17 protein-coding genes and 1 tRNA gene are annotated in these 16,905 nt (G+C 72.4%); 11 read left to right on the top strand and 7 right to left on the bottom strand.

The window, feature by feature from the left end; genetic code table 11:
• Nucleotides 1–59: 59 nt before the first annotated feature.
• The 5 genes from KUM03_RS30125 (at nucleotide 60) to KUM03_RS30105 (ending at nucleotide 4,535) form a co-directional block, all read left to right on the top strand.
• Nucleotides 60–1,082, top strand: coding sequence for a sugar ABC transporter substrate-binding protein (locus KUM03_RS30125; RefSeq protein ID WP_217253518.1), 1,023 nt, complete (start codon nucleotides 60–62; stop codon nucleotides 1,080–1,082).
• A complete protein-coding gene (locus tag KUM03_RS30120) occupies nucleotides 1,082–2,158 on the top strand; it encodes an ABC transporter permease (RefSeq protein WP_217253515.1) in 1,077 nt (358 codons plus the stop codon). The genes KUM03_RS30125 and KUM03_RS30120 overlap by 1 nt, the downstream gene beginning before the upstream one ends.
• A 5-nt stretch (nucleotides 2,159–2,163) precedes the next feature.
• The gene (locus tag KUM03_RS30115; RefSeq protein ID WP_217253512.1) at nucleotides 2,164–3,102 is read left to right on the top strand and encodes an ATP-binding cassette domain-containing protein; all 939 of its coding nucleotides are present in this window, start codon (nucleotides 2,164–2,166) and stop codon (nucleotides 3,100–3,102) included.
• A 1-nt stretch (nucleotide 3,103) separates the two neighbouring features.
• Complete coding sequence (locus KUM03_RS30110) at nucleotides 3,104–4,006, top strand: sugar phosphate isomerase/epimerase (protein WP_217253509.1); 903 nt, start codon at nucleotides 3,104–3,106, stop codon at nucleotides 4,004–4,006.
• 115 nt (nucleotides 4,007–4,121) lie between these two features.
• Entirely contained in the window at nucleotides 4,122–4,535 is a 414-nt protein-coding gene (locus KUM03_RS30105) for a VOC family protein (RefSeq protein WP_217253507.1), read from the top strand.
• 30 nt (nucleotides 4,536–4,565) lie between these two features.
• Here KUM03_RS30105 and KUM03_RS30100 read toward each other — a convergent pair whose 3' ends face one another.
• The 3 genes from KUM03_RS30100 to KUM03_RS30090 are packed head-to-tail and all read right to left on the bottom strand — an operon-like array spanning nucleotide 4,566 to nucleotide 7,557.
• Nucleotides 4,566–5,570: a Gfo/Idh/MocA family oxidoreductase gene (locus KUM03_RS30100; protein WP_217253505.1), complete on the bottom strand. Its 1,005-nt coding sequence runs from the start codon at nucleotides 5,568–5,570 to the stop codon at nucleotides 4,566–4,568.
• Nucleotides 5,571–5,620: 50 nt separating this feature from the next.
• A complete protein-coding gene (locus KUM03_RS30095; protein ID WP_217253502.1) occupies nucleotides 5,621–6,397 on the bottom strand; it encodes an SDR family oxidoreductase in 777 nt (258 codons plus the stop codon).
• Nucleotides 6,394–7,557, bottom strand: a complete 1,164-nt coding sequence (locus KUM03_RS30090) for a phytanoyl-CoA dioxygenase family protein (protein WP_217253499.1) — start codon at nucleotides 7,555–7,557, stop codon at nucleotides 6,394–6,396. The genes KUM03_RS30095 and KUM03_RS30090 overlap by 4 nt, the downstream gene beginning before the upstream one ends.
• 129 nt (nucleotides 7,558–7,686) lie before the next feature.
• Here KUM03_RS30090 and KUM03_RS30085 point away from each other — a divergent pair, with 129 nt between their 5' ends.
• Complete coding sequence (locus KUM03_RS30085) at nucleotides 7,687–8,721, top strand: LacI family DNA-binding transcriptional regulator (protein WP_217253496.1); 1,035 nt, start codon at nucleotides 7,687–7,689, stop codon at nucleotides 8,719–8,721.
• 63 nt (nucleotides 8,722–8,784) lie between these two features.
• Complete coding sequence (locus KUM03_RS30080; RefSeq protein ID WP_217253494.1) at nucleotides 8,785–9,426, top strand: TMEM175 family protein; 642 nt, start codon at nucleotides 8,785–8,787, stop codon at nucleotides 9,424–9,426.
• Here the strand turns inward: KUM03_RS30080 and KUM03_RS30075 are convergent.
• Together KUM03_RS30075 and KUM03_RS30070 are read right to left on the bottom strand one after the other, a co-directional pair.
• On the bottom strand, nucleotides 9,404–10,567 hold the full coding sequence (locus KUM03_RS30075) for a Gfo/Idh/MocA family protein (RefSeq protein ID WP_217253491.1): 1,164 nt from the start codon (nucleotides 10,565–10,567) through the stop codon (nucleotides 9,404–9,406). The genes KUM03_RS30080 and KUM03_RS30075 overlap by 23 nt on opposite strands.
• 104 nt (nucleotides 10,568–10,671) lie before the next feature.
• Nucleotides 10,672–11,019, bottom strand: a complete 348-nt coding sequence (locus tag KUM03_RS30070; protein ID WP_217253489.1) for a cupin domain-containing protein — start codon at nucleotides 11,017–11,019, stop codon at nucleotides 10,672–10,674.
• A gap of 189 nt (nucleotides 11,020–11,208) precedes the next feature.
• On the opposite strand from KUM03_RS30070, the gene KUM03_RS30065 reads away from it, so the two are divergent.
• Nucleotides 11,209–11,685, top strand: a complete 477-nt coding sequence (locus KUM03_RS30065; protein WP_217253486.1) for a GNAT family N-acetyltransferase — start codon at nucleotides 11,209–11,211, stop codon at nucleotides 11,683–11,685.
• On the opposite strand, the gene KUM03_RS30060 is transcribed toward KUM03_RS30065, so the two are convergent.
• Nucleotides 11,668–12,627, bottom strand: a complete 960-nt coding sequence (locus tag KUM03_RS30060; protein WP_217253484.1) for a bile acid:sodium symporter family protein — start codon at nucleotides 12,625–12,627, stop codon at nucleotides 11,668–11,670. The genes KUM03_RS30065 and KUM03_RS30060 overlap by 18 nt on opposite strands.
• 172 nt (nucleotides 12,628–12,799) lie before the next feature.
• On the opposite strand from KUM03_RS30060, the gene KUM03_RS30055 reads away from it, so the two are divergent.
• A tRNA-Pro gene (locus KUM03_RS30055) sits at nucleotides 12,800–12,873 on the top strand.
• A 193-nt stretch (nucleotides 12,874–13,066) separates the two neighbouring features.
• Nucleotides 13,067–13,855, top strand: coding sequence for an FHA domain-containing protein (locus KUM03_RS30050; RefSeq protein WP_217253481.1), 789 nt, complete (start codon nucleotides 13,067–13,069; stop codon nucleotides 13,853–13,855).
• Between the two features lie 18 nt (nucleotides 13,856–13,873).
• On the opposite strand, the gene KUM03_RS30045 is transcribed toward KUM03_RS30050, so the two are convergent.
• Complete coding sequence (locus tag KUM03_RS30045) at nucleotides 13,874–15,826, bottom strand: serine/threonine-protein kinase (protein ID WP_217253478.1); 1,953 nt, start codon at nucleotides 15,824–15,826, stop codon at nucleotides 13,874–13,876.
• A 224-nt stretch (nucleotides 15,827–16,050) separates the two neighbouring features.
• Between KUM03_RS30045 and KUM03_RS30040 the strand changes: the two genes are divergently transcribed.
• On the top strand, nucleotides 16,051–16,833 hold the full coding sequence (locus KUM03_RS30040; RefSeq protein WP_217253476.1) for a polysaccharide lyase family 7 protein: 783 nt from the start codon (nucleotides 16,051–16,053) through the stop codon (nucleotides 16,831–16,833).
• Nucleotides 16,834–16,905 lie beyond the last annotated feature (72 nt).

Here is a 16,905-nt window from a genome sequence, read left to right as displayed (position 1 = left end):
TTCTCTGGTCTGGCACACGGCTTCCCCGTCGCACAGTCGCACAGTGAGGTGCAGGAAAGATGGACCGCTCTTCGCACGCCCGCTCCCGCAGATTCGCCCCCGCCGTGGCCCTCGCCGCCGCCGCGGCCCTGACCCTCGCCGGCTGCTCCAGCGGCTCCGGAGGGAAGAAGGCCGACGAGGAAGGGGACTCGGGTGCCTCCGCGGGCAAGGCGAACACCCCGCGCATGACCGTCGCCCTGGTCACCCACCAGGCGCCCGGCGACACGTTCTGGGACATCGTCCGCAAGGGTGCCGAGGCCGCCGCCGCCAAGGACAACATCAAGCTCGTCTACTCCGCCGACCCGAACGCGGGCAACCAGGCCAACCTGGTGCAGAACGCGATCGACCAGAAGGTCGACGGCATCGCCGTCACCCTCGCCAAGCCGGACGCCCTGCGCGGCGTCCTCGGCAAGGCGGAGAAGGCCGGGATACCCGTCGTCGGGCTCAACTCCGGCCTGGCGGACTGGAAGGAGCTCGGCCTGATGTCGTTCTTCGGCCAGGACGAGAGCGTGGCGGGCGAGGCGTTCGGCAAGAAGCTGAACGAGGTGGGCTCCAAGAAGGCCCTCTGCGTGATCCACGAACAGGGCAACGTCGGCCTGACCCAGCGCTGCGACGGCCTGAAGAAGACCTTCGAGGGCTCGGTGGAGAACCTCTACGTCAACGGCGCCGACAAGCCCTCGGTCAAGGCGACGGTCACCGCCAAACTGCAGGAGGACGGCGACATCGACCACGTCGTCACCCTCGGCGCCCCGTTCGCCATGGTCGCCGTGCAGTCGGTGGACGAGACCGGCAGCAAGGCGAAGGTCGCCACCTTCGACCTCAACAAGGAGCTGACCGGCGCCATCGAGAAGGGCGACATCGAGTTCGCCGTCGACCAGCAGCCCTATCTCCAGGGCTACCTCGCCGTCGACGGCCTGTGGCTCTACAAGAACAACGGCAACTACAGCGGCGGCGGTGAGCAGCCGGTGCTGACCGGCCCGGCCTTCGTCGACAAGTCCAACGTCAAGGCCGTCGCCGAGTTCGCCGCGAAGGGCACCCGGTGATGGGCATGACCCAACAGGCTGAGCCGGCGGTGGACACACCGCCGGCCCCCGGCCCGAAGCAGACCGACGGGCGGACCAGGCAGCGCTCCATGACGCTGCGTCTGCTCGCCCGGCCCGAGGTCGGGGTCTTCCTCGGCGCCGTCGCCGTGTTCGTCTTCTTCCTGATCGCCGCGCCCACGGTCCGCGAGGGCGGCTCCATGGCGACGGTGCTGTACCAGTCGTCGACCATCGGCATCATGGCGCTGCCGGTGGCGCTGCTGATGATCGGCGGCGAGTTCGACCTGTCCGCCGGCGTCGCCGTCGTCACCTCCGCGCTCACCGCGAGCATGCTCAGCTACCAGCTGACCATGAACGTCTGGATGGGCGTGATCGTCGCCCTCGTGGTCTCCCTCGCGGTCGGCGCCTTCAACGGCTGGGTGCTGGTGAAGACCGGCCTGCCGAGCTTCCTGGTGACGCTCGGCACCTTCCTGATCCTCCAGGGCGTGAACCTCGCGGTCACCAAGCTGGTCACCGGCAACGTCGCCACCGACGACATCAGCGACATGGACGGCTTCGACCAGGCCAAGGCCCTCTTCGCCTCCTCCTTCGACGTCGGCGGCGTCCAGGTGAAGATCACGGTCGTGTGGTGGCTGGCCTTCGCGGCACTGGCCACCTGGGTGCTGCTGCGCACCAAGTACGGCAACTGGATCTTCGCCGTCGGCGGCAGCAAGGAGTCCGCCCGCGCGGTCGGCGTCCCCGTCACCTTCACCAAGATCACCCTGTTCATGCTGGTCGGCTTCGGCGCCTGGTTCGTCGGCATGCACCAGCTCTTCTCCTTCAACACCGTGCAGTCCGGCGAGGGCGTCGGCCAGGAGCTCATCTACATCGCCGCGGCCGTCATCGGCGGCTGCCTGCTCACCGGCGGCTACGGCTCCGCCATCGGCCCCGTCTTCGGCGCCTTCATGTTCGGCATGGTGAACCAGGGCATCGTCTACGCCGGCTGGAACCCCGACTGGTTCAAGGCCTTCCTCGGCGTGATGCTGCTCGGAGCCGTCCTCATCAACCTGTACGTCCGCCGCGCGGCGACCCGGAGGTGACCGAGATGACCAACAAGACCCCCGGCACCCACGGCGCCGTCCTCGCCGACGACCCCGCATCCGAGCAGGACGGCCGCCCGATCGTCGAACTGCGCGGCGCGGGCAAGGCCTACGGCAACATCCGCGCCCTGCACGGCGTCGACCTCGCCGTCCACCCCGAACGGGTGACCTGCGTCCTCGGCGACAACGGCGCCGGCAAGTCCACCCTCATCAAGATCATCTCCGGGCTGCACCAGCACACCGAGGGAGAGTTCCTCGTCGACGGCGAACCGGTGCGCTTCAGCACGCCGCGCGACGCCCTCGCCCGGGGCATCGCCACCGTCTACCAGGACCTCGCGACCATCCCGCTGATGCCGGTGTGGCGGAACTTCTTCCTCGGCTCCGAGATGACCAAGGGCCCCTGGCCCGTCCGCCGTCTCGACATCGCCCGCATGAAGCGGACCGCCGACGAGGAACTGCGCAACATGGGCATCGTCCTGGACGACCTGGAACAGCCCATCGGCACCCTCTCCGGCGGCCAGCGCCAGTGCGTCGCCATCGCCCGCGCCGTCTACTTCGGCGCCCGCGTCCTCATCCTCGACGAGCCCACCGCCGCCCTCGGCGTCAAGCAGTCCGGCGTCGTCCTCAAGTACATCGCCGCCGCCCGCGAACGCGGACTCGGCGTCATCTTCATCACCCACAACCCCCACCACGCCTACCTGGTCGGCGACCACTTCAGCGTGCTGCGCCTGGGCACCCTCGAACTGAGCGCCGCCCGCGCCGACATCACCCTCGAGGAACTCACCAACCACATGGCGGGCGGCGCCGAACTGGCCGCCCTCAAGCACGAACTGGCACAGACCGGCGGCGTGGACGTGGCGGCGCTCCCTCAGGAGCCGGCGGCCCCCGCGCCCGACGACACCACCGCGTCCGGCACCGCCGCACCCGCCGAAGGGAAGGCCTGACATGCCCACCGCCCTGGACCGCATCCGCGTCGGCTCGGCCCCCGACTCCTGGGGCGTCTGGTTCCCCGACGACCCGCGACAGGTGCCCTGGGAACGCTTCCTGGACGAGGTCACCGAAGCCGGCTACGAGTGGATCGAGCTCGGCCCCTACGGCTACCTCCCCACCGACCCCGCCCGCCTCACCGACGAGGTGACCCGGCGCGGCCTCAAGGTCTCGGCCGGCACCATCTTCTGCGGCCTGCACCGCGGCCCCTCGGAGTGGGACGGCACCTGGGAGCAGGTCAGCCGCGTCGCCGCCCTCACCCAGGCCATGGACGCGAAGCACCTCGTCGTCATCCCGTCCTTCTGGCGCGACGACAAGACCGCCGAGATCCTGGAGCCGCCGGAGCTGACCGGCGAGCAGTGGTCCCACCTCACCAAGGGAATGGAACGCCTCGGCCACGAGGTGCGGGAGCGCTACGGCCTGGACATCGTCGTCCACCCGCACGCCGACACCCACATCGACACCGAGGAGCACGTCGAGCGCTTCCTCGACGCCACCGACTCCGACCTGGTGAGCCTCTGCCTGGACACCGGCCACTACGCCTACTGCGGCGGCGACAGCGTCAAGCTGATCGAGACCTACGGCGAGCGCGTCGGCTACCTCCACCTCAAGCAGGTAGACCCGGAGATCCTCGCCGACGTGCGCGCGAACGGCGTCCCCTTCGGGCCGGCCGTGCAGCGCGGGGTGATGTGCGAGCCGCCCGCGGGAGTGCCCGAGCTGGGGCCGGTGCTCACCGCGGCCCAGAAGCTCGGCGTCGACCTGTTCGCCATCGTCGAGCAGGACATGTACCCGTGCGAGCCGGACAGGCCGCTGCCCATCGCGGTCCGCACCCGCAGGTTCCTGCGCTCCTGCGGAGCCTGACCCCGGTCGCGCCGGCGGGGACGGGTCCCGCCGGCGCACCGCCCGGCGGGCCGTTGTCAGTGGTGCGCGCTAGCGTGCGAAGCACTGGCCCTTCGTCCCGTTCCGGGAGGCAGTCATGACCTCGCGTCTCAATCCCTACCTGAGCTTCGACGGCGACGCCCGACAGGCGATGGAGTTCTACGAGCAGGTGTTCGGCGGCACCCTGTCGCTGAACACCTTCGGCGAGTCCGGCATGCCCGACAGCGCCTACACCGACAAGATCATGCACGCCATGCTGGAGACACCGGGCGGCTTCACCCTGATGGCCTCGGACACCCCGCCCGGCATGGACTACACCCCGGGCACCAACTTCTCGGTGAGCCTCAGCGGTGACGACGAGGCGGAGCTGCGCGGGTACTGGGAGAAGCTGTCCGCCGGCGGCTCCGTCGCCGTGCCGCTGGAGAAGCAGATGTGGGGGGACGTCTTCGGCATGTGCACGGACCGGTTTGGCGTCCCCTGGATGGTGGACATCACCGAGCCGGCGGGCTGACCGCGCCCCGCCGGCCCGCCCCGACCGGCCTCAGGCCCGCCTGACCTCCGCCACCGTCACGGGGCGGTGCTCCCGCAGCGACAGGGTGCACGCCTCGGCGATCCACCCCGCCTCCAGCGCGTCCTCGATCGTGCAGGGGGAGGGACGGGCACCCGCGACGACCTCGGTGAAAGCGGTCAGCTCGGCGCGGTAGGCGGCGGCGAAGCGGTCCATGAAGAAGTCGTGCGGCACACCGGCCGGGAAGGCCGTGCCGGGCTCGACCGAGCGCAGCGGCAGCTTGTCCTCCAGGCCGACCGCGATGGAGTCGGCGAAGCCGTGGATCTCCATGCGGACGTCGTAACCGCGCGCGTTGTGACGGCTGTTGGAGACCACGGCGATCGTGCCGTCGTCCAGCGTGAGGACCGCACCGGTGGTGTCCGCGTCACCCGCCTCCCGGATGAAGTCCGCACCCCGGTTGCCGCCGACGGCGTACACCTCGCTCACCTCGCGGCCCGTCACCCAGCGGATGACGTCGAAGTCGTGCACCGCGCAGTCGCGGAAGATGCCGCCGGAGGCGGCGATGTACGCGGCCGGCGGTGGCGCCGGGTCCAGGGTGGTCGACCGCACGGTGTGCAGCTTGCCCAGCTCACCCGCCCGCACGGCCGCCCGCGCCGCGACGAAGGCGGTGTCGAAGCGGCGGTTGTAGCCGATCTGCACCGGCACGTCACGGCCCGAGACCGCCTTGAGCACCTCGACGCCCTCCGCCATGGTGCGGGCGACGGGCTTCTCGCAGAAGACGGGCACGCCGGCCTCGACGGCGGCCAGGATCAGGTCCGGGTGGGCGTCGGTCGCCGCCGCGACCACCACACCGTCCACCCCGGCGGCCAGCACCGCCTCGGGGGAGTCCGCGATCTCAGCGCCGAACCGCTCGGCGGCCGCCTTCGCTGCATCCGCGAACGGGTCGGCGACGACGAGCGAGTCGACGGCGTCCAGGGAGGAGAGGGTCTCGGCGTGGAAGGCGCCGATGCGGCCGAGGCCGAGGATTGCGATGCGCATGCTTCTCGTTGCTCCTTGTGCGTGATTGCCGTGCCGGGCACGCGTACTGCTCAGTCCAGGCCGCCCAGGACGTTCTGGTCCCAGTCGATCACCGAGCCCGTGACCACGCCGGACCGGTCCGACAGCAGCAGGACCACGAAGTCGGCGATCTCGTCCGGCTGCCCGAGCCTGCCCATCGGCAACCGCGCGGCGGCCCGCTCGCGCCAGTCGTCCCCGGCGCCGTGGAAGGCCCGCTGGGTGGCGTCCTCGCCCTCGGTGGCCGTCCAGCCGATGTTCAGGCCGTTGATCCGCACCCGGTCGAAGCGGTGCGCGTGCGCCGCGTTCCTCGTCAGGCCCACCAGACCGGCCTTCGCGGCGACGTACGGCGCCAGGAACGGCTGCCCGCCGTGCGCCGAGGACGTGATGATGTTGACGACGGTGCCGGGCGCGCCCCGGCCCACCATGTCCGCGACGGCCGCCTGCATCGCGAAGAACGGCGCCCTGAGGTTGATCGCGATGTGCTGGTCGAACAGCTCGGGCGTGGTGTCCAGCAGCGTCCCCCGGGACGTCAGCCCCGCCGAGTTGACCAGGCAGTCGACCCGGCCGTACGCCTCCACCACCCGGCCCACGGACGCCTTCGCCTGCCCGGCGTCCGCCAGGTCGGCCCGTACGAACACGGCCTCGCCGCCCGCCGCCGTCAGCTCGGCCACCAGGGCCTCGACGGGCTCCGGGCGGCGCCCCGTGACGGCAACGGCCGCGCCCTCCCGCACGGCGGCCCGTGCGATCGCCGCGCCGACGCCCTGGCTGCCGCCGTTGACGAGGACCACCTTGTCGTCGAGCAGTGTCATCGTGTCTCCCGGCGTCCGGCGCCGGCCCGCAACCGAGCCCGGAGCCCGTCCGGCGTCCACTCCTCGCGCAGCGCCTGCCGCACGCAGTCCGCCTGGGTGGGCGGCGCCAGACCGTCCACGGGCGGATCGCGATCTAGGTTGGTCGGGAACGGGTAGCCCTCGGCGCTCGCGGCGACCACGTTCTCCAGCCACCGCTCGCCCGCGCCCTCGGCCTTGCGCTTCAGCAGCACCGGGAAGACGGCGTTCACCACCGCCTCCCGGTCCACGGTCTCCATCGCGCGGCCGAACGCGGAGGAGACCTGCAGCAGGTTGGCCATGCGGCGGATGCCGGACGAGCGGTTGGTGCCCGCCGCGTGGAACAGGGCCGGGTTGAAGAAGACCGCGTCGCCCTTGGCGAGGGGCAGCTGCACGTGGTGCGCCTCGAAGCAGTCCCGGAACTCGGGGAGCCGCCAGGCGAGATAGCCCGGTTCGTACTTCTGGGAGTGCGGCAGGTACATCGTCGGCCCCGACTCCACGGGCATGTCGCAGTGGGCGACGGCGCCCTGGAGCGTGAGCACGGGGGAGAGGCGGTGCACGTGCGCCGGGTAGGCCGCCGCGGCCTCGGCCGACAGGAAGCCGAGGTGGTAGTCGCGGTGCGCCGACTGGGCGGCGCCGCCCGGGTTGACCACGTTGATCTGCGAGGTGACCTGGTAGCCGGGACCGAGCCAGGCCCGGGCGACCAGGGCCAGGACGTCGTTGGCGTAGTAGTCGGCGAAGGCCTCGGGGTCGTGCAGCGCGGCCTTCTCCAGCGCGTTCCACACCCGGTCGTTGGCTCCCGGCGCGGCGAAGTGGTCACCGGCGGTGGCGCCCGAGGCGCGCTGCCCGTCGATCAGCGCGTCGAACACGGCGGAGGCCCGGTCGACCACCGCAGGGTCGGGGAACGCGCCCTTGAGGACGACGATGCCGGGACCGTCGGCGAGGGCGTCGATCAGCTCGGCCGCCGTCTCCGCGTCGTCGCGCAGCCCGCCGGCGTCGTACACGGGGACGTTCCGCTCCACGGCGGTGGCCCGCGGGTACGCGGACGGGTCGGTCGGCTGCTCGACGAGCGCGCGGAAGGCGCCGAGGTCGCAGTCGCGTTCGGACAGATGGGCGCGGTATGCGGGGACGGGCGCTGCGGACATCGTCGTCCTTTCGCTGACAGGGGCGACGCGGTGCTGTCATTCTTGTCCTGACAAACGCGTCGAACAACCAGCAGGCGGCCATCAAAAACCCCTCAGAGCGCGCCGCGGGAGGAAGCCGAGGAGCCGGTCATGGGACACCCCTTCCCGATCCGGGAGATCGCCCGGCAGGCGGGCCTGAGCGAGGCCACCGTCGACCGGGTGCTCAACGGCCGCGGCGGCGTGCGCGAGAGCACCGCGTACGAGGTGCGCCGGGCCATCGCCGACCTGGACCGCCAGCGCACCCAGGTCCGGCTGGTCGGCCGCACGTTCATGTGCGACATCGTGATGCAGGCTCCGGAGCGCTTCTCCACCGCCGTGCGCGCCGCCCTGGAGGCCGAACTGCCCGCCCTGCACCCGGCGGTGGTGCGCTGCCGCTTCCACTTCCGCGAGACGGACCCGGCCGGGGAGCTGACCGCCACCCTGGACCGGATCGCCCGGCGCGGCTCCCAGGGAGTGATCCTCAAGGCCCCGGACGTCCCCGAGGTGAACGCCGCCGTGAGCCGGCTGACCGCCGCGGGCATCCCCGTCGTCACCCTCGCGACGGACCTGCCCGCCGGCCCCCGGGTGGCCTACGTCGGCATCGACGACCGGGCCGCCGGCGCGACCGCCGCCTACCTCACGGGCCAGTGGCTCGGCGACCGCCCCGGCAACGTCCTCACAAGCCTCAGCAGCGGCTTCTTCCGCAACGAGGAGGAGCGCGAGATGGGCTTCCGCGGCGTCATGCGGGCCCGGCACCCCGGGCGGGCTCTCGTCGAGATCGCCGAGGGGCAGGGCCTGGACGCCACCCAGTACGACCTGGTGCGGGCCGCGCTGGAACGCGACCCGGACATCCGGGCGGTCTACTCGATAGGCGGCGGCAACATCGCCACCCTGCGCGCCTTCGAGGACCTCGGCCGCACCTGCGAGGTGTTCGTCGCCCACGACCTCGACCAGGACAACACCCGGCTGCTGCGCGAGCGGCGCCTGTCCGTCGTCCTCCACCACGACCTGCGCCAGGACCTGCGCGAGGCGTGCCGCCACGTGATGCGGGCCCACGGCGCCCTGCCGCCCGCCGGTCCGGCACGGCCGTCGGCGATCCAGGTCGTCACCCCGCACAACATGCCTCCGGACACCGCGACCGTGTGACGCGCGCCGCCGCCCCGGGCGTGTGACGCGGCCGTCCGCGCCGCCGCTCGTACCGTCGGTCGCATGTGGAAATCGACTCCGGCCGGCGGTCCCGAGCGGGTGGTGGCGCTGGCCGACGGCGTCTTCGCGATCGCCATCACCCTGCTCGTCCTCGACTTCTCCGTGCCCCGCGACCTGGACTCCGCGGCCTACCACGCCGCACTGCGCGACCTCGCCCCCAACCTGGGCGCGTACGTGCTCAGTCTGCTGGTGCTCGGGCTGTTCTGGCGCGACCACCGCCGGATCTTCGGCTTCGTCGAACGGGTCGACGGCCAGGTGATCACCCTGTCCCTGCTCGGCCTGGGCGTCGCGGCACTCGTCCCCTTCCCCACCAAGCTCATCTCCGAGTACGGGGACGAGCCGGTCTCCGTCGCCGTCTACGCGGCGGCGATCGCCGCCCTGGGCGCATCCCACCTAGCCCTGCTCGCCGTGCTGGCCGCCCGGCCCTGGCTGCGCGGTGACGCGGCCCCCGAGGAGGGGTTCTGGCTCTTCGGCCTGGACATCGCGGCGACGACGGTGGTCTTCGCGCTGAGCATCCCGCTCGCCTTGGCGGTCGGTCCCGCGGCCATGTGGAGCTGGCTCGTGCTGGTCCCCGTCCAGGCCCTGCTGGGCCGGTGGGCGACGCGGGCCCGCCGCGACGCCCTCACCCGGGAGTCTCGGGGCTGACCCAGGCACCACCCTCGGCCGACCGCGCCATCGCCTCCAGTACGGCCGCGCTGTGCACGGCGTCCGACAGGGTGGCGCCGTACGGGGTGGCCTCCGCGATCGAGCGCAGGAAACGGTGGGCCTCCACCACCTTGAGGTCGTCGTAGCCCATGGCGTTCGCCGCCCCCGGCTGGAAGGCCGCGAACTCGCCGTGCGCCGGGCCGACGTAGACCGTGCTGACCGGCTGGTCCTGGTACTCCGTGCCGCGGCTGACGCCCAGTTCGTTCATCCGGCGGAAGTCCCAGAACACCGCGCCCGTGGTGCCGTGCACCTCGAAGCCGTAGTTGTTCTGTTCGCCGACCGAGACCCGGCAGGCCTCCAGCACCCCGCGGGCGCCGGAGGCGAAGCGCAGCAGGCAGTTGACGTAGTCCTCGTTCTCGACCGGCCCCAACTCGCCGCCGGCCGCCCGGGCATGGCCGGCGGTGGCGGCAGCGGGGCGGGCCCGCCGGGGCAGGAAGACGGCTGTGTCGGCGGTCAGCGACGCGATGTCGCCGAGCAGGAACCGGGCCAGGTCCGCGCCGTGCGAGGCCAGGTCGCCGAGCACCCCGCTGCCGCCGCGCTCGCGCTCGTAACGCCAGGTCAGCGCCCCTTCGGGATGGGCGGCGTAGTCGCTGAAGAGCCGGATGCGGACATGGGTGACGGTGCCGATCTCCCCGGCGGCGATCAGGTCGCGGGCGGCCTCCACGGCGGGCGCGTTGCGGTAGTTGAAGCCGACCGTACCCTGCACACCGGCCTTGGCGACCGCGTCGGCGACGGCCCGTGCGTCGTCGAGGGACAGGCCGACCGGCTTCTCGATCCAGATGTGCTTGCCCGCCTCGGCCATCGCCACGGCGATCTCCCGGTGCAGGAAGTTCGGCGCGGTGATGCTGACCGCCTGGACCCGCGGGTCGGCGGCCACCTCGCGCCAGTCGCGGGCCGTCGAGGCGAAGCCGAACTGCGCGGCGGCCTCCTCGGCCCGCCCCGGCACCTCCTCGGCGACGGTGACCAGCTCGGGGCGGAGGGCGAGCCGCGGATAGTGGTGGCGGACCCGGGCGTACGCCTGGGTGTGCACCCGGCCCATCCAGCCGAAACCGACGACGGCGACACCGAGTGCGTCCACCATGAGAGCCCCTCTTCGGACCGGTCCCTGCGCTGTCCCGCCCACCCTGTGCGGAGCGTCGGCATCATGTCAACCTTTTGACAGGACAAAGCCCGGCGGGTGCCCCGCTAGCCCAGGTTGATCGCGTACGCCTTGCGCAGCGTCTCGTGCACCGTCCACGTCGTGCGGTCGCCCTCGCGCAGTACCGCCAGGTCGCCCGGTCCGACCGTCAGTGTCGGGCCGCCCGCCACCTCGATCGTGGCCGAGCCGCTGAGCACCACGAACATCTCGTCCGCCTCGGTGTCGGTGACGACGCCCGGGGTGATCTGCCAGACCCCGCGCGCCTGGCGGCCGTCCGCCGACTCCCAGACCACCTTGCCGGTCACTTCGGGTTTGCCGGAGACGATCTGCTCGGGGGAGAGGGGCTCGGGTTCGAGCTCGGTGTCGGGGACGTGGACGACGAAGCTGTGGGTCATGTGCGGTGACGCTACCCGGGGCCGAGGAGGCTTCGGGGGCGACAGGGTGTGGCGTATCCGGTGGTGTCCACGGACACTTCGTCGGGTCCGAACGGACTCGCCGAGCAGTTCGGCGTGACCCGGGCCGCGCCGGCGTAGCGACCGGTGGACGCCCGGAACCGAGCAGGGCCGGCCGTTAGTGTGGCGATCATGGTGAAGTGGGAACTCCGGCCGGCGTCGGCGTCGGACGTGGAAGCCGTCGCGGAGTTGCGGGCCGTGGTACTGCGGCCGGACCTGGAGCGACTCGGCCGGTACGACGAGCGGCGGGTGCGGCAGCGGCTGAGGGACGGCTTCGACCGTACGCACACCTGGGTGATCGAGGTGGAGAACGCCTTCGCCGGCTGTGTGGCGCTGCGACCGGCCCGGGACGCCCGATGGCTGGAGCACTTCTACCTCGCCCCGCGCCTCCAGGGCGCCGGGATCGGCTCGGCCGTACTGCGCGGACTGCTGGCGCGCTGCGACCGCGGCGGCGACCTCGTCCGTCTCAACGTGCTGCGGGGCAGCGCGGCCCGGAGGCTGTACGAGCGGCACGGGTTCACCGTGGAGACCGAGGACTCGGTGGACGTGTTCATGGTGCGTGAGCCGGTCGGGTCCGGACCGGCTCACACGTCACCGCCCCCGGCGTGAGAGCCACGCCGCCGTCACCGCGCCGGAGACGTTGTGCCAGACGGAGAACACCGCCGCCGGCAGGGCAGCGAGCGGGCTGAAGTGGGCGGTGGCCAGGGAGGCCGCGAGGCCGGAGTTCTGCATGCCGACCTCGAAGGCCATCGCGCGGCTCGCCGGTTCGCCGAGCCGGCCGAGGCGCCCCGCGCCGTAACCGAGCGCCAGCCCGAGCCCGTTGTGCAGGACCACGGCGAGGAACACCATCGCCGCGGCCGACTTGATGGCGTCGGCGCTGCCCGCCACCACCACCGCCACGATCACCGAGATCGTCACCGCCGACAGCCAGGGCAGCGCCGGCAGCGCCCGCTCCACGTACCGTCCCGCCAGCAGCCGCACCGCCAGCCCCGCGAGGACCGGCAGCAGCACCGTCTTGAGGATGTCGGTGACCATGGACCCGGCGTCCACCGGCAGGTACTCGCCGGCCAGCAGCAGCGTCAGCGGCGGGGTCACCAGAGGGGCGACGAGGGTGGAGACCGTCGCCACGGAGACCGACAGGGCGACGTCGCCCCGCGCCAGGTACGTCACCACGTTGGAGGCGGTGCCGCTGGGCGCGCAGCCGACGAGGATGACACCGGCCGCGAGCTGCGGGGGGAGGTCGAGCAGGTGGGCGACGGCCCAACCGAGTCCCGGCATGATGACGTAGTGCGCGACCAGGCCGAGGGCCACCGCCCAGGGGCGCTTCACGACCCCGCGGAAGTCCTCGGGCGTCATGGTGATGCCCATGCAGAACATCACGACACCCAGCAGGTACGGCACCGCCTCGCTCCACCCGGTGAAACTCCCGGGGAGCAGCAGGCCGAGGGCGCCGGCCAGGAGGACGAGGATCGGAAAAACGGTCACGGCGCGCCGCGCGGAGCGGTCGCCGCCGGTGGTGTTGTTGACGCGTTCGGGTCGTTCGGTTCGCACCGTGCGAGGTAACGCCCGCCGGGAGGCCGGGCGCAACGCCGTCTCGCGATGTGATCATCGGGGTGGTCGTCGCCGGTGGACGCGGTGGACCTGGCCCGCTGCACCATCGGCGTGCCCGTCCCGCGGATGAGGTAGGCTTGACCAGCGCGATCACACGGAAGCGTGGACGCGACGGGACGTGGCGCAGCTTGGTAGCGCACTTGACTGGGGGTCAAGGGGTCGCAGGTTCAAATCCTGTCGTCCCGACGTGAAGCAACAGGCCAGAGGCCGTACCGGGACATTCCGGTGCGGCCTCTCGGTCGTGCGCCGATGCCGCTGAACGCCACCTCCTCCACCTGGGGCGGGAGGGGTCCCGGGGCGGGCGCGGACACTGGTCGGTACGCCGGACGCCCGCCGAGCGGCTGCCGTACGCCGAGCTCACGAACCGAGGAGACCAGCGATGACTCTCTCCACCAGCCTCGCTCGTGGTGTGGCGCCCACCACGCCCGGAACCCTGCACGCCCGTACGGTCGCCGGCGAGCTCAGCGCGCCGCCCCGACAGGGGCTGACCGTCCGCTTCGGGCGCGGTGAGAAGCCGGACGTGGACCTCGGGGTCGGGGTGGACGACCTGCGGGTGAGCCGGCGGCACGGCGAGCTGACCTACCGCCGCGGACAGTGGTGGCTGCGCAACACCGGGCAGCAGCTCGTCCGGCTGCCGCGCGGCCGGATGATGCACCTCAGCACCGAGCCGCTCCCGCTCGCCCCCGGGTACACCCCCTTGTTCGTCAAGGGTTCGGGCTACCGCGAGCACCTGGTCGAGCTGTACGTGGCGGGCCACGACGACCAGGGGCCGGTGTCCCGGCGGCGCGCCGACACCGTACGGCCGGAGACGTGGTCGCTGGACGACGACGAGCGGCTGCTGCTGGTCGTACTCGGCCAGCGGTACCTGCTGTACGAGGAGGACCCGCGTCCCCTGTCGTACCGTCAGGCCGCCGAGCGGCTGGCCTACCTGCGTCCGGACGGCAGGTGGAACGAGCGCCGGATCGAGTTCCGCGTCGAGGCCGTGCGCCGCCGGCTGCACGGCACCGGGTTCAAGTACCCGCTGCTGCACGACAAGTCCGGGGGCCGCCCCGCCGACAACAGTCTGCTGCACAACCTGATCAGGGGCCTCGTGGAGTCCACGACCCTCGTGCCGCCGGACCTGGAGCTGATGGAGGACGACGAGTCCTGGCCGGACCCGGCGCTCTGAGGAGGCGGGCACGCGGGGTCAGCGCGCGCGGAGTTCGGCGGCGGCCGAGGCCGCGAGGTCCGTGGCCGTCGTGCAGAGCCGGTCCGCGGGCCGCTGCCCGCCGACGTCCAGTCGCACCATCTCGACGGCGGTCTCGGCGCCCTGGCCGCTGTACCTGCGGTACTCGACGAAGACCGCGCAGGTGTCGCCCTCGGCGTCCGGTTCGACGATCGTGCGGTAGCCGCTCAGCTCGGTGGCGGTGGCCTCGCCCTGCGCGGACTTGGGCTGGTCGCGGAAGAAGCTCACCTCCACGTCCAGGTCGTCGACGTCGCTCGCCCACTCGCAGCTCCAGTTCGCGACCCCGACCTCCGGCACGTCGGCCCGCAGGCCGGGGACGGCGGACAGCGCCTGCGCGTCCAGTAGCTCGCAGGCGTCCTTCCACGCCAGCGACGTGGGCGGGTAGGCCGGGGAGCGCCGGGGGACCGGGCCCCGGTTCAGCACCTCGGCCGCGCTCGTGGCGGCCTTGTCGGCGACCGTGCACAGGGTCGCCCTGCCGCCGACCACCGAGCCCTTGCCCATGTTGACGCGGATGCCGACCAGGGTGCCGTCCGCACCGCCCTCGGAGGTCAGCAGCAGCTCGCACTCGCCGCTCTCCGCCTCCTCCTCGCGGATGCCCACCCTCCCGACGGTGCGGGAGGGTTCCGATCCCTCCGGCGGCGCCCCCTGGAGGAGACTGACCGACACGTCGATCCGGGTCCGCTCGTCGATGCCGACGAGCACGTCGCAGCGGTCGAAGTTGCCGTAGTCCACGTCCACGTGGACGTCCCCGTCGCCGAACCCGTCGAGGGCGGTGGGGTCGGCCAGCGCGCACACGTCGGCCGTGTGCGGATCGCCGATCAGGGCCCGGCGTTCACCGTCCGAGGCGCGCGTCTGCGTCCCGCTCCGCCCGGGGCCGGGGGCGGCCTTCCCGCCGTCGCCGTCGCCGTGGCCGGAAAAAACAACAACAAGCGCCAGGGCCAGTGCGGCGCTGACACCGACGGCCGCCGCGATCAGCGGCCGGCGCAGGCGCCGGCGACCGGTGACGGTGTCGGCGCTGTCCCGGGGCGTCTTCGGACCGGCCCCGGCGATCTCCTCCAGCAGCCGCCCGGCCTCGGCGGCGTCGGGGCGTTGCCGGGGATCGCGGCGCAGCATGGCGGTGAGCACGGGATACAGCGGCCCCACGGCGGCGTCCACCTCGACGACGCCCTGCTCGGCCTTCCAGTACCGCAGCCGCTCGGCCTCCTCGCCGTCGTCCCCCGTCCCCGCGGAGCCGGCTTCCTCCAGGGGCGTGCCGCCACGTGGCGGCGCACCGGTGACCAGGGCGTGCAGGGTGGCGGCCAGGCAGAACACGTCCGAGGCGGGCCGGGGCACGTTGCCCCTGGCCAGCTCGGGGGCGGCGTAGTCGGGGGTGAAGCTGAAGGGGCCGTTGACGGTGATGGTCTCCGTGCCGCCGACCCGGTAGGCGGCCCCGAAGTCCAGTAACTTCGCGTCGCCGTGCCGGGTGAGGCCGATGTTGGCCGGTTTGACGTCGCAGTGGACGATGCCCGATTCGTGCAGGGCGGCCAGGGCGTCGGCGAGCTGGGCACCGATGCGCGCCGCCCGCTGTGGAGAGACCGTCGGCTGCCGGTCCAGGCCGCCCCCGGTCACGTACTCCATGACGAACCAGTACGTCCGCCCGCTCCCCGCGGCCCCGTCCCGTTCCCCGCCCAGCGGCTCGGTCACGACGTCGAGCAGCGTCACCACGTGGGGATGGCCCCGGAACTTGGCCATGGCACGCGGTTCACCCAGCAGCCGCCGTACCGCGGCGTCGCTCTCGCCGTCCGCCCGTTCCGGTTTGAGCGCGACGTCCTGGCCCACCACCGTGTCGTGGGCCAGCCACACATCGCCGCCCCGTCCCGCGCCGATGACCTCCTTGAGGACGTAACGGTCGGCGAACCGGTCCCCGGAACGCACGGATCTTCCCCCTCGGTCGACTCCGGAACCCCACACGGCCCCTGCCGCGCGTACGGAACGAACCTACTGCGTGGAGCGGACCGTTCGCACCGTCTACCCAGAGCCTCCATGAGTCGCACCCATGCCCGTACGGGCCGTGGTCGCGGGCGCCGGGACCGGTCCCGGAAGCTTCGCCTACGGTACGCGTCGCACCGACCGCCCACCCCCGACAGGAGCGCCCCTCCATGGCTCGTACCCCGACCTTCGTGCTGGCCGGCATCACGGCCGCCGTCTCGACCACCACGCTCGCACCGTCCGCCCACGCGGGCACCCCGGCCCCGCACGACCGGCCGGCCGCCCGGTGCGCGTACCCCGCCGACGTCCTCGACCTGACGAACTGGAAGCTGACCCTGCCCACCGGCGGGGACGAGGACCCGACCGAGATAACCCAGCCCGAGCTGGCCACCTTCTCCGCCGCTCCCTGGTTCCGGGCCGAGGCCGGCTGCGACGCGGTGAGGTTCCGGGCCGCCGTCGACGGCGTCACCACGGGAGGTTCCAGCTACCCGCGCGCCGAGCTGCGGGAGATGACCGAGGGCGGCGAGGACGAGGCCGCCTGGTCCACCACCGACGGCACCCACACCCTCGTGGTCAGGGAGGCGTTCACGGCCCTGCCCGAGGAACGGCCCTACGTGGTCGGCGCGCAGGTCCACGGCGGCGACGACGACGTCACCGTCTTCCGCCTCGAGGGCAGCCGCCTCTACGTCACCGACGGCGACGACCGCCACCACCACCTGGTGACCGACGACTACGAGCTGGGCACCGAGTTCGAGGCCAGGTTCGTCGCGAAGGACGGGGAGATCGACGCGTACTACAACGGCCGGTTCGAGACCACGGTCTCCCACGACGGCGACACCAACTACTTCAAGGCGGGCGCCTACACGCAGGCCAACTGCGACAACTCCGAGCCGTGCGCCGCACGCAACCACGGCGAGGTCCGCATCTCCCACCTCCGGGTCATCCACTCCTGACCGGCGTCCGGGAGGGGTCCCGGAAGGGGCGTGTCACGGTGGCCGTGCACGGGGGCACAGAAGGGGGAGCCG

Source organism: Streptomyces sp. AC602_WCS936 (assembly GCF_019049125.1).
In the GTDB taxonomy this organism is placed as follows: Bacteria; Actinomycetota; Actinomycetes; order Streptomycetales; family Streptomycetaceae; genus Streptomyces.
The sequence above is the reverse complement of the archived record's forward strand: the minus strand, read 5'-3'. Positions and strand labels throughout refer to the sequence as shown.

Coding starts and splice junctions, on each gene's coding strand:
- KUM03_RS30115 (WP_217253512.1), top strand. CDS start 2,164: ATGACCAACAAGACCCCCGGCACCCACGGCGCCGTCCTCGCCGACGAC.
- KUM03_RS30125 (WP_217253518.1), top strand. CDS start 60: ATGGACCGCTCTTCGCACGCCCGCTCCCGCAGATTCGCCCCCGCCGTG.
- KUM03_RS30105 (WP_217253507.1), top strand. CDS start 4,122: ATGACCTCGCGTCTCAATCCCTACCTGAGCTTCGACGGCGACGCCCGA.
- KUM03_RS30040 (WP_217253476.1), top strand. CDS start 16,051: ATGGCTCGTACCCCGACCTTCGTGCTGGCCGGCATCACGGCCGCCGTC.
- KUM03_RS30095 (WP_217253502.1), bottom strand. CDS start 6,397: ATGACACTGCTCGACGACAAGGTGGTCCTCGTCAACGGCGGCAGCCAG.
- KUM03_RS30120 (WP_217253515.1), top strand. CDS start 1,082: ATGGGCATGACCCAACAGGCTGAGCCGGCGGTGGACACACCGCCGGCC.
- KUM03_RS30065 (WP_217253486.1), top strand. CDS start 11,209: ATGGTGAAGTGGGAACTCCGGCCGGCGTCGGCGTCGGACGTGGAAGCC.
- KUM03_RS30110 (WP_217253509.1), top strand. CDS start 3,104: ATGCCCACCGCCCTGGACCGCATCCGCGTCGGCTCGGCCCCCGACTCC.
- KUM03_RS30050 (WP_217253481.1), top strand. CDS start 13,067: ATGACTCTCTCCACCAGCCTCGCTCGTGGTGTGGCGCCCACCACGCCC.
- KUM03_RS30075 (WP_217253491.1), bottom strand. CDS start 10,567: ATGGTGGACGCACTCGGTGTCGCCGTCGTCGGTTTCGGCTGGATGGGC.
- KUM03_RS30085 (WP_217253496.1), top strand. CDS start 7,687: ATGGGACACCCCTTCCCGATCCGGGAGATCGCCCGGCAGGCGGGCCTG.
- KUM03_RS30080 (WP_217253494.1), top strand. CDS start 8,785: ATGTGGAAATCGACTCCGGCCGGCGGTCCCGAGCGGGTGGTGGCGCTG.
- KUM03_RS30090 (WP_217253499.1), bottom strand. CDS start 7,557: ATGTCCGCAGCGCCCGTCCCCGCATACCGCGCCCATCTGTCCGAACGC.
- KUM03_RS30100 (WP_217253505.1), bottom strand. CDS start 5,570: ATGCGCATCGCAATCCTCGGCCTCGGCCGCATCGGCGCCTTCCACGCC.
- KUM03_RS30070 (WP_217253489.1), bottom strand. CDS start 11,019: ATGACCCACAGCTTCGTCGTCCACGTCCCCGACACCGAGCTCGAACCC.